This is a genomic window from Thermanaeromonas sp. (genome assembly GCF_021890735.1).
Taxonomy (GTDB): Bacteria; Bacillota; DSM-521; order Neomoorellales; family Neomoorellaceae; genus Thermanaeromonas.
Genome location: NZ_JAKKUR010000077.1, coordinates 1 through 8,569, shown reverse-complemented (window position 1 = coordinate 8,569; position 8,569 = coordinate 1). Strand labels below are relative to the sequence as shown.

The 8,569-nt window shown below is 49.5% G+C and carries 12 protein-coding genes; all 12 read right to left on the bottom strand.

The features are described 5' to 3' along the window. Positions 1 to 322: 322 nt before the first annotated feature. The gene (locus tag L5656_RS09545; protein ID WP_297202358.1) at positions 323 to 889 is read right to left on the bottom strand and encodes a 5-formyltetrahydrofolate cyclo-ligase; all 567 of its coding nucleotides are present in this window, start codon (positions 887 to 889) and stop codon (positions 323 to 325) included. Between the two features lie 99 nt (positions 890 to 988). After that, positions 989 to 2,335, bottom strand: coding sequence for a DUF512 domain-containing protein (locus L5656_RS09540; RefSeq protein ID WP_297202356.1), 1,347 nt, complete (start codon positions 2,333 to 2,335; stop codon positions 989 to 991). A gap of 206 nt (positions 2,336 to 2,541) precedes the next feature. Next, positions 2,542 to 3,555 carry a tRNA (adenosine(37)-N6)-threonylcarbamoyltransferase complex transferase subunit TsaD gene (tsaD, locus tag L5656_RS09535; protein ID WP_297202354.1) on the bottom strand — a complete coding sequence of 338 codons (1,014 nt, stop codon included), beginning with the start codon at positions 3,553 to 3,555 and terminating at the stop codon, positions 2,542 to 2,544. Next, positions 3,548 to 4,000, bottom strand: a complete 453-nt coding sequence (rimI, locus tag L5656_RS09530; RefSeq protein ID WP_297202352.1) for a ribosomal protein S18-alanine N-acetyltransferase — start codon at positions 3,998 to 4,000, stop codon at positions 3,548 to 3,550. The genes tsaD and rimI overlap by 8 nt, the downstream gene beginning before the upstream one ends. An 11-nt stretch (positions 4,001 to 4,011) precedes the next feature. Further along, positions 4,012 to 4,698 (bottom strand): tRNA (adenosine(37)-N6)-threonylcarbamoyltransferase complex dimerization subunit type 1 TsaB, encoded by a 687-nt coding sequence (gene tsaB / locus L5656_RS09525; RefSeq protein ID WP_297202350.1) that lies wholly within the window; start codon positions 4,696 to 4,698, stop codon positions 4,012 to 4,014. Between the two features lie 46 nt (positions 4,699 to 4,744). Further along, positions 4,745 to 5,218: a tRNA (adenosine(37)-N6)-threonylcarbamoyltransferase complex ATPase subunit type 1 TsaE gene (gene tsaE, locus L5656_RS09520; protein WP_297202348.1), complete on the bottom strand. Its 474-nt coding sequence runs from the start codon at positions 5,216 to 5,218 to the stop codon at positions 4,745 to 4,747. Positions 5,219 to 5,256: 38 nt separating this feature from the next. Beyond that, positions 5,257 to 5,838, bottom strand: a complete 582-nt coding sequence (locus tag L5656_RS09515) for a uracil-DNA glycosylase (RefSeq protein ID WP_297202346.1) — start codon at positions 5,836 to 5,838, stop codon at positions 5,257 to 5,259. A 48-nt stretch (positions 5,839 to 5,886) separates the two neighbouring features. Beyond that, the gene (gene thiE, locus L5656_RS09510) at positions 5,887 to 6,522 is read right to left on the bottom strand and encodes a thiamine phosphate synthase (protein WP_297202344.1); all 636 of its coding nucleotides are present in this window, start codon (positions 6,520 to 6,522) and stop codon (positions 5,887 to 5,889) included. Positions 6,523 to 6,560: 38 nt separating this feature from the next. Then, positions 6,561 to 6,950, bottom strand: coding sequence for a response regulator (locus L5656_RS09505; RefSeq protein WP_297202342.1), 390 nt, complete (start codon positions 6,948 to 6,950; stop codon positions 6,561 to 6,563). A 74-nt stretch (positions 6,951 to 7,024) separates the two neighbouring features. Beyond that, the gene (locus tag L5656_RS09500; protein WP_297202340.1) at positions 7,025 to 7,726 is read right to left on the bottom strand and encodes a gamma-glutamyl-gamma-aminobutyrate hydrolase family protein; all 702 of its coding nucleotides are present in this window, start codon (positions 7,724 to 7,726) and stop codon (positions 7,025 to 7,027) included. Between the two features lie 89 nt (positions 7,727 to 7,815). Then, complete coding sequence (locus L5656_RS09495; protein WP_084663475.1) at positions 7,816 to 8,166, bottom strand: type II toxin-antitoxin system PemK/MazF family toxin; 351 nt, start codon at positions 8,164 to 8,166, stop codon at positions 7,816 to 7,818. A gap of 1 nt (position 8,167) precedes the next feature. Next, positions 8,168 to 8,443: a CopG family ribbon-helix-helix protein gene (locus tag L5656_RS09490; protein WP_366018235.1), complete on the bottom strand. Its 276-nt coding sequence runs from the start codon at positions 8,441 to 8,443 to the stop codon at positions 8,168 to 8,170. Positions 8,444 to 8,569: the final 126 nt, after the last annotated feature.

Below are 8,569 nucleotides of genomic sequence, written 5' to 3'. Positions count from 1 at the left end.
TAAACTACCTACACCTGGCCCACTTCGCCACTGTTCAGTTTTCAAAGACCCCGTCGTGAGAGGCGACTTTTATTTTATCACTGTCGCTATCCTTCTGTCAACCCCGCCCCCGCTTTCAGGAATTCTTCCTTTCAGCGGAGGCAGTGTTTAATATATCATCTCCTCCTTCTCCTGTTCAAGGGAAAATAATCACCGCCTTTTACGATTATGTGAGATATCTCGGCATATTAAAACATATGTCCCGCATTTTTTCTTTGTTTCTCGCACTTACCGGGTTTTACGGCTATTTTTTGCACCCCGTCTGTTTTCAAAATGCAGGATATTACGGCCTTATCATACGGGCCTCAGTTATTATTAAATCTACTGGCACATCCTGTGGTGTAGGAAAAACAGTATCTACAATTTGAACCTCAAAGGCCAAAGCTATTTTGTAGGCATCCGGGCGTAAGCGTGGTAAAAATCGGTCGTAGTACCCGGCCCCATAGCCCAAGCGGTTACCGTAAATATCGAAGGCCACACCGGGTACTAGACAGAGATCTATAAGTCCTGGTTCCACGGGCCTTAAGGCTTCAGGCCGCGGTTCAAGAATGCCCCACGTTCTCGGTATAAGGTCTCCGGGATAATCGTATATTACTGAAGCCATGAGCTTCCGTTCCTCCCGCAAGCAATAAGGTACAGCCACCTTTTTGCCTTGCGCCAGAGCCTTCTTGATAAGATAATCCGTACTCACTTCACTTCCAAAAGATACGTAAATCATAAGGAAATTAGCCTCTTCCCAAGCCGACAAGGATAACAGGCGCCGGTGTATGGCTTTATTTTTTTTATTTCGTTCTCCTTCAGACAAGGCGTTTCTACGCGCCAGTACTTCTTTCCTGAGATATGCCTTCATCTTGTCATCTCCCTATCCTCAATTTTCTTGGGCATATCGATACCGGTACTTCACTGGCAATGGCGGAATTTTACTAGTAGGTAAGGCGTAAAGCAAACCCTACAATACCTCCACTGGTACACCACTTGCCCTGGCTAATTCAGTATAATGCCTTCCCACGAGGTCCCGCCCGCGAAAGTCAAAAGCCACTTTAGGAAGTAAAAGCAGGTCGGGGTCTTCGCCTTCCTTTTTCAGTTTCTTCCAAGAAGCTAAAAAGTCCTCCACTGTAAGAAGCCCTGCACAAGCTATAGATCCCCCAAAAAACTTGTTACGAACCGGTACCACCCGGACCGTAACTGTTAAAGATGCCGTCATCTTCTCCATAACCCTATAGGCTAATTCAGAAGTAAAAACTACGGCCCGCTTCGCCTCATGGCGCAGACAAGCTCTACGGATCACCTCTTCAACTTCAGGATCGGCGTCCCATTCTACAACTATTCCACTTTTGCCGCCGGAAGGTACTTCAAGTATTATTTCCTCTTCTTCCTGCCCTTTTTCTTGTACCGGCCGCCTCACCCTTACCTTATGCCTGCCCGGCCGGGAAAGTAGGCGAAAAGCCTCTACCCGGCAACGGGGAACCTGCCCGTCTACTTCTAGAACTACATCTCCCCTTTGAAGTCCGGCCCTTTCTGCTGGATAACCGGGAAGCACCCCAGCCACCTCGGGAACAAGGTTGTGAAGAAAGGGAGGCTCTATGATTATAGGTATCCTAAACTCTCGACGCAATTTCTCCACAAATACCTCTAAGTCCTGCCGGAAAACCTGGGGATCGAACTGTAAAATGGCAGGTGCTATACGAGTAAAACCCGGGATGAATATACGTATAGTTAACACTCCCGCCCGCACCAAACTATGTATGGTCTCCTCAACGTCATCCCAACCTACCAACTGAGGATAAGCTACTATACTTCCGTGGCAAGGTATCCCCGCTTCACTTAGCTCTTCAACAACACCAATTACCTCCACCCCTTCCCTTCTCCCGAGCAGTTTTTTTCTGCCTGCTGGTGTAGCACTATTGAGGGAAATTTTAAACTCTAGAGGCTTTAACCCTTTTAAGCCCTCTACCTGAGATTTATTTAACAAAAGACCGTTAGTAGTGATTTCCACAGGAGTCTGGGGAAAACGCCGGCGTAACCTCTGCATAATGGGGAAAAATTCGGGGTGGGTTAGCGGTTCTCCCTCTACTATGCGGGTAGCCGACTCTCCTATTACAATGGGGCGAAAAGGATCCAAATACCCGAGAAGCTCTTCTATTTCACCCAGGTGCAAAGGTGGAATAAAAACGGCTTCTACCCCTCGGGGGTTCTGCAGGTTACTGCAGAAAACACAGCGTAAATTACAGGTGGAGGTCAAAGGAAGGATATTAAAGCGTGAACAGGTTAAGACCAAGAGCTGCCACTTATCCACAAAGCCATCCACAACTCCGAAGCTTAATTTTCAAGCCGCGCAGCGCTTATCCACAAAAAGACCTGTATCATGAGCCTGTCCCAAGCGCCTCTTTTCCACATCATCCGACCTTGATGTTGGGCTTTAGTCACAGTTTTATACACATTATCCACAAACTTTTATCCCCAGGGAAAAGGACTATGGTCCCTAGGAGACCTCATGTTACCTCATAAAACCTCCAGAGGTAAACCTGGAGCGGCATCCAAATCTAAAGAGGAAAACTGTCCCCGCAGGTACTGGTAATAGGCGGCGCAACCGATCATAGCCGCATTATCCGTACAATAAACAGGGTGGGGAATAAAAACAGGTATTCCTGCTTCACGGGCTGATCTCTTTAAAGAAAAGCGAAAATACCGGTTAGAAGCCACCCCTCCCACCGCCAAGATAGATTTAGCCATATTTTTTAGAGCAGCCTTGAGTGTCTTACCAACCAACACGTCTACTACGGCCTCCTGGAAACTCGCTGCTACGTCAGAAAGGTTTATTTCCAGCCCTGCTTCCTTCCTCTGCCTTAAATAATTGGCCACCGCCGTTTTTAACCCACTGAAACTAAAATCCAGGCTGTCTTCCTCTAACCAAGCTCTCGGGAAATGAATGGCTTGGGGATCCCCGTTACGAGCCAATTTTTCCAGCTCAGGCCCCCCAGGATAGCCCAAACCTAAGGCCCTGGCCACCTTATCAAAGGCCTCTCCTGCCGCATCATCCCGGGTAGAACCCAAAAGGTATCGCTCTTCATGACTTACCAGGTAAAATAAGCTGGTATGCCCACCTGAAGCCACCAGGCATACAGCCGGCAAGGGTAGCTCGGGATATTCTAAGAATCCTGCATAAATGTGGCCTACCAAATGATGAACACCTATAAAAGGTTTTTTTAAAGCAAAGGCCAAACCTTTAGCGTAAGACAACCCTACAAGTAAAGACCCTACCAGGCCGGGCCCGTAAGTAGCGGCTATTGCGTCCACCCCGGCCGGGGAGATCCTCGCCTGGTCTAAGGCTTCCTGCACCACAGGTCCGATATTCTCTAGGTGGCGACGCGAAGCGATCTCCGGCACTACTCCGCCATAACGCCGGTGAATATCTTGGGACGCAATAATGTTAGCCAGCACTTTTACCCCATCTTCTACTACCGCGGCAGCCGTTTCGTCGCAAGAGGTCTCAATGGCCAGGATAATGCTACTCATCTCGACCACCCGCCTGATGCAGGGTTTTCCACATGATAATTGCGTCTTCCCGGTTGTCGGTATAATAGCCCTTACGGATGCCGCTACGCACAAAACCTTTTTTTTCGTACAGCCGCTGGGCGGGTATATTGGAGATACGTACTTCTAAAGTCATGCGCTCAGCTCCCAGCTTTACTGCCTCTTTAATTAACGTATCAAGAAGAAGTTCTCCTATCCCGCACCTCCGGAAGTCGGGGTGTACGGCTATATTTGTAATATGAGCTTCATCCAATATAATCCACATCCCTGCGTATCCCACAACCTTATTCTCCCAAAGGCAAACGTAATAAAAAGCATAATTGTTAGTGTAAAGCTCGTTTAAAAAGGAGGCCCGGCTCCACGGGGTAGGAAAGGATGAGCGCTCAATAGCTAGTACACCATCCAGGTGCTGGCTGCCCATGGGCATTATAGAAACCTCTAAAGTTCCTTGTATACCGCTGCCGGCGGGCGCAGGTATAGTGGCTTTAGCTGGAAAATGTCGTCCCTCTCCCCTCGCGATAGCCGCTCCCTCCCCAGCCGGGCAATATGGGCGGCCCGGGGGAAAGAATTTTCCGGGGGTAAGAAGACAGCCTTTTCTTTTAAGCTTTCCCAGGACTCCTCGAAAGGCTGTACCCCATCGCCTAAGAAATAAACCGGCTCGTTGTAGGAAGCTAAGTACCCAACCCATGAAGCTGGGGTTACTGCCTGGTATGGGATAAGGCGACATAATCTTCCCTCCTGCCAGCGATAAAGGGCGGTATATACCTCCTCCCGCCGGGCTACCACTACCGGGCATATCAAGCCTGTAACACCCGCTGCATTTAAAGCTAAAGCATCCAAGGTGGGAACCCCGGCCAGGGGTTTACCGCTGGCATGGCTTAGAGCCTTAGCGGTGGCCACTCCGACGCGCAGGCCAGTAAAGGAACCCGGACCGAGGGCCACAGCAATACCTTCTAAATCCTCGAATTCCACTCCGGTTTGTTTAAGTAGTAAAGAGATCAAAGACAGGATCTGGCGAGAAACATGGCGGCCGGTATTAAAAAACATTTCCCCTAGTAGGCCATCCCCATCTACCAAAGCAACACTAGCGGCCGCAGTAGAAGTCTCCAAACCTAAAACCAACAACCACTTCCGCCCCTTTTCCCGCAACTAGCCTTTATTAGCTTTCTCATTAGCTTTTAGTTGAAAGCAGCAGCCTGTTAACCTCCGCAACCAGGTCCTGATAGCGCTGCCCGTAAGGTTTGAAACGAGCCCACCGCCCCCCCTGGGAGACCGTTTCCAGATGTATCTCTAACCGCTCAGGCAAGAATTTACGTAACTTTTCTCCCCACTCAACAACTGCAATCCCGGATCTCCCGAGGTAATCTTCCAGAAGTCCCAACTCTTGTATGTCTTCGAGGGTTTCCAACCGGTAAAGGTCTATATGATATAGGGGATAGCGCCCCTTGTATTCTTGAATTAAAGTAAAGGTAGGGCTCGTTATCCGTTCTTTTACCCCTAAACCTATACCTAAACCTTGGGCTAAAGTCGTCTTCCCTGCCCCCAAACTTCCACAAAGCAGGACCACATCGCCCGGTTTAAGGAGCTCCCCCAGTACCCGTCCCAGATGCCTGGTACTTTCCTCGCTTTCAAGATATATCTCCATTTCTTTCCCACCCGGCAGTAGTATAGCCATCTACCTACCTAGCTTATGAAGTTCAGGGATAGCTGGACGGTGCTGAGCTCGTGATAAAGGGCCCGTACACGCTTAAAATCTTCCCAGACGGGACGTTTCTTATTTTCATCCCGCAACAAAGCTGCGGGATGAAAAGTGGGAAGGTAAAAAATGCCGTCCTTTTGGATCCACTGGCCACGAAGGCGGGTTATCCGTGCCCCAGGGGCAATGAGGGCTTGTGTGGCCAAAGCTCCCAGACAGACGACGATTTTGGGGTTAACAAGCTTAATTTGATTTTCTAAATAGGGCCGGCAGGCCCGCACTTCGTCCGGCGTAGGAAATCTATTACCCGGAGGACGGCACTTTACTACGTTGGTGATATACACATCTTCCCTTTTAAATCCAGCAGCTTCTAAGATCCTGTTGAGGAGTTCTCCAGCCGCTCCTACAAAGGGCCGCCCGAGCTCATCTTCCCTGGCACCCGGAGCCTCCCCTACTAACATAAGCAACGCTTTCGGATTCCCTTCCCCCAACACAGGCTGTTTAGCTCTTCGGTGCAGGTTACAAGCCCGGCACGACTTTACTTTTTGTGCTAGCTCTTCCCAGTTCACGGCCCTCCACCTTCCCAAGGCTTACCCTATCTTGAAACCCTAAATATTTTAGTACAACTTGGCTTTAGTAGTCTGCACGATTTTAAGTAAGGACCGGGCCGCAGATTTTATATCCTCTGCAGACACAACCGCGGATATAACGGCTACCCCATCGGCCCCGGCCTCTATGACCTGGGCGGCGTTACTTAAGTTTATACCGCCGATGCCCACCACGGGAACATTAACTTCCTTTTTAATCTGCCTGATGAGTTCTACTCCTACAGGAGGCCCGGCATCGGTCTTAGATGCGGTAGCAAAAATGGAACCCACTCCCAAGTAGTCCGCTCCTTGAGCCACAGCTTCCTTAGCCTCCTCTACCGAACCGACCGAAACCCCCAATATTTTCCCCGGGCCGAGGAGTCTCCTGGCCACATCAACGGGCAGATCCTCTTGTCCTATGTGGACCCCATCGGCCTCTAAAGCTAAAGCTATATCCAGTCTATCATTAACAATAAAACCTGCCCCAGCTTCTTTGGTGAGCTTTCTGATTTCCCTTCCCACCTCTACTAACTTGCGGGCAGGCCAGTTTTTCTCGCGTAGCTGGATAATTGTTGCTCCTCCGGCCAGAGCTGCCTGCACTACTTCCAAGGTCTCCCTGCCCCGGGATAACTCCGAGGAAGTGATTACATATAGATCATATTGCACGGCGCTTTTCACCCCCGAGTAGAACCCGAAAACTGGTCTTAAGTACCATAAGCCTGACCTTTTTCTTCTACCAAACGACGCACCGTCATCTTTATATCCATGATATCGAAGGGCTTATAAAGAAACTCACTGGCCCCCCGTTCCCAAACTTGTTTTATGGTGGCAGCTTCTAGATAAGCTGTTATGATAACGACCTTGGTAGGGGGCGAGAGGGCTTTAATGCGGGGAAGAGTTTCCAGCCCGTCCATAACGGGCATCTTAATGTCCATGACCACCACATCGGGCTGAAAGGACCGTACCTTCTGTAAGGCTTCCATCCCGTTAGCGGCTACTGCTACCTGATATCCTTCCTCACGGAAAACCAGTTCTAAAAGTAACCGTACACCTGTTTCATCATCAACTATAAGCACCTTAGGTGGGTTACCCATCCTTCACCTCTCCTGAAAAGTACCTCGGATACCTTTTATCTTTTAAATTCGATCTTCTTTTCCAAAATCCTGCATTAAGTGGAAATATCTGCTGCAACAACAAACCTCTTAAACAGCTCGTGCTGTTCAGGATAAAGATGCGCCAACTCTTCCGGATGCCACTGTACGCCCACTACGAAAACTTCTCCTGTACCTTCTATTGCTTCGATAACTCCATCCTCAGAGGTCGCACTCACCCTTAAACCCTGACCCAATGAGCGTACTGCCTGGTGATGCATACTGTTTACCCCAACCTGGCCCTCCAGCCACTGGCCCAGTAGCGTACCGGATCGTATTTCTACCCTGTGGTGCACCGCGTTCCGGGGCCCGCCGGGATTATGCAAAGAAGATCCCAATTCCCGGGCTATATCCTGGTAGAGGGTACCGCCGGCCGCCACATTCAAAACCTGCATACCGCGGCAGATGGCCAAGATAGGCTTACCTAAAACAAGGGCACGCTGGGTAATGTAAAGTTCGAATTCATCTCTCTCTTTTAATATCCGGCCCAAACCTCCCTTAGGTTCTTCGCCATAAAGACGGGGATCCACATCCCCTCCTCCGGTTAAGAGGAGGCCGTCGATTATCCTTAAATATTCCTCTGCCATCTTTTTAGAACCTGAAGGAAGAAGAAGGGGGATGCCGCCAGCCTGAAGGATAGCATTTACGTAAGCAGCATTTAAATAGATCCTGCGACCATCAAGATCACCGTCGCAGGTAAGACCGATAACAGCAGGCACAGGGTGTCTCCTCCCCGAGCTTTCCCCCATAAAATAAAAAGCCTACCTGCACCGGGCAGGTAGACTTAGCCTTTTAGACTTTAAGAAGTCTATATTTCAGTCAATCCAAGGCTTATCTCCAAGGCCCGGTTAACCTTCTCCATGGTTTCCTCATCAAGGGCTGCTACCTTCTGGCGCAAGCGGCTTTTATCAATAGTGCGGATCTGTTCCGCCAAAATTACCGAGTCTCGCTCCAAGCCGCTTTTGGCTGCGCTTATCTCCACGTGGGTGGGGAGCTTGGCTTTGTTTATCTGGGAGGTAATGGCAGCTACGATAGTGGTGGGACTATATTGGTTGCCGATATCATTTTGTATAATCAATACAGGTCGGGTACCTCCCTGCTCAGACCCCACTACCGGATTAAGTTGCGCGTAGAAAATATCGCCACGCCGTACAAGCATCTTACTTGCACTCCGCCAGTTTGCTATCGTAGTAGTTTTGGACCTCCTCCTCTACTGCATAGTTTTCCGCGGCTAGGGATAAATTAATTTGAGCCATTTCCTGGTAGCCCCTCTTCATCTGCTCACGCAAGGCTCTACGTTTCCGCTCCGCTATATACAGTTTCATGGCTTCCCGGATAAATTCGCTGCGGTTGCGCTTCTCGAGTGTGACTAGCCCATCCACTTCAGCTAGAAGGCTCTCTGGGAGGCTGATCATGATCCTTTTTACGCCTGGCAAGGAAGGCACCTCCTCGGGAGTATAACAAACAAGCTATATCTAATTATAGCGGCAAATCTTTACCAAGGCAAGTTTCTTCCGGTCTTGTCTCTAGCTTCCTCAATACGCGTGGTAAATAATTCAAAA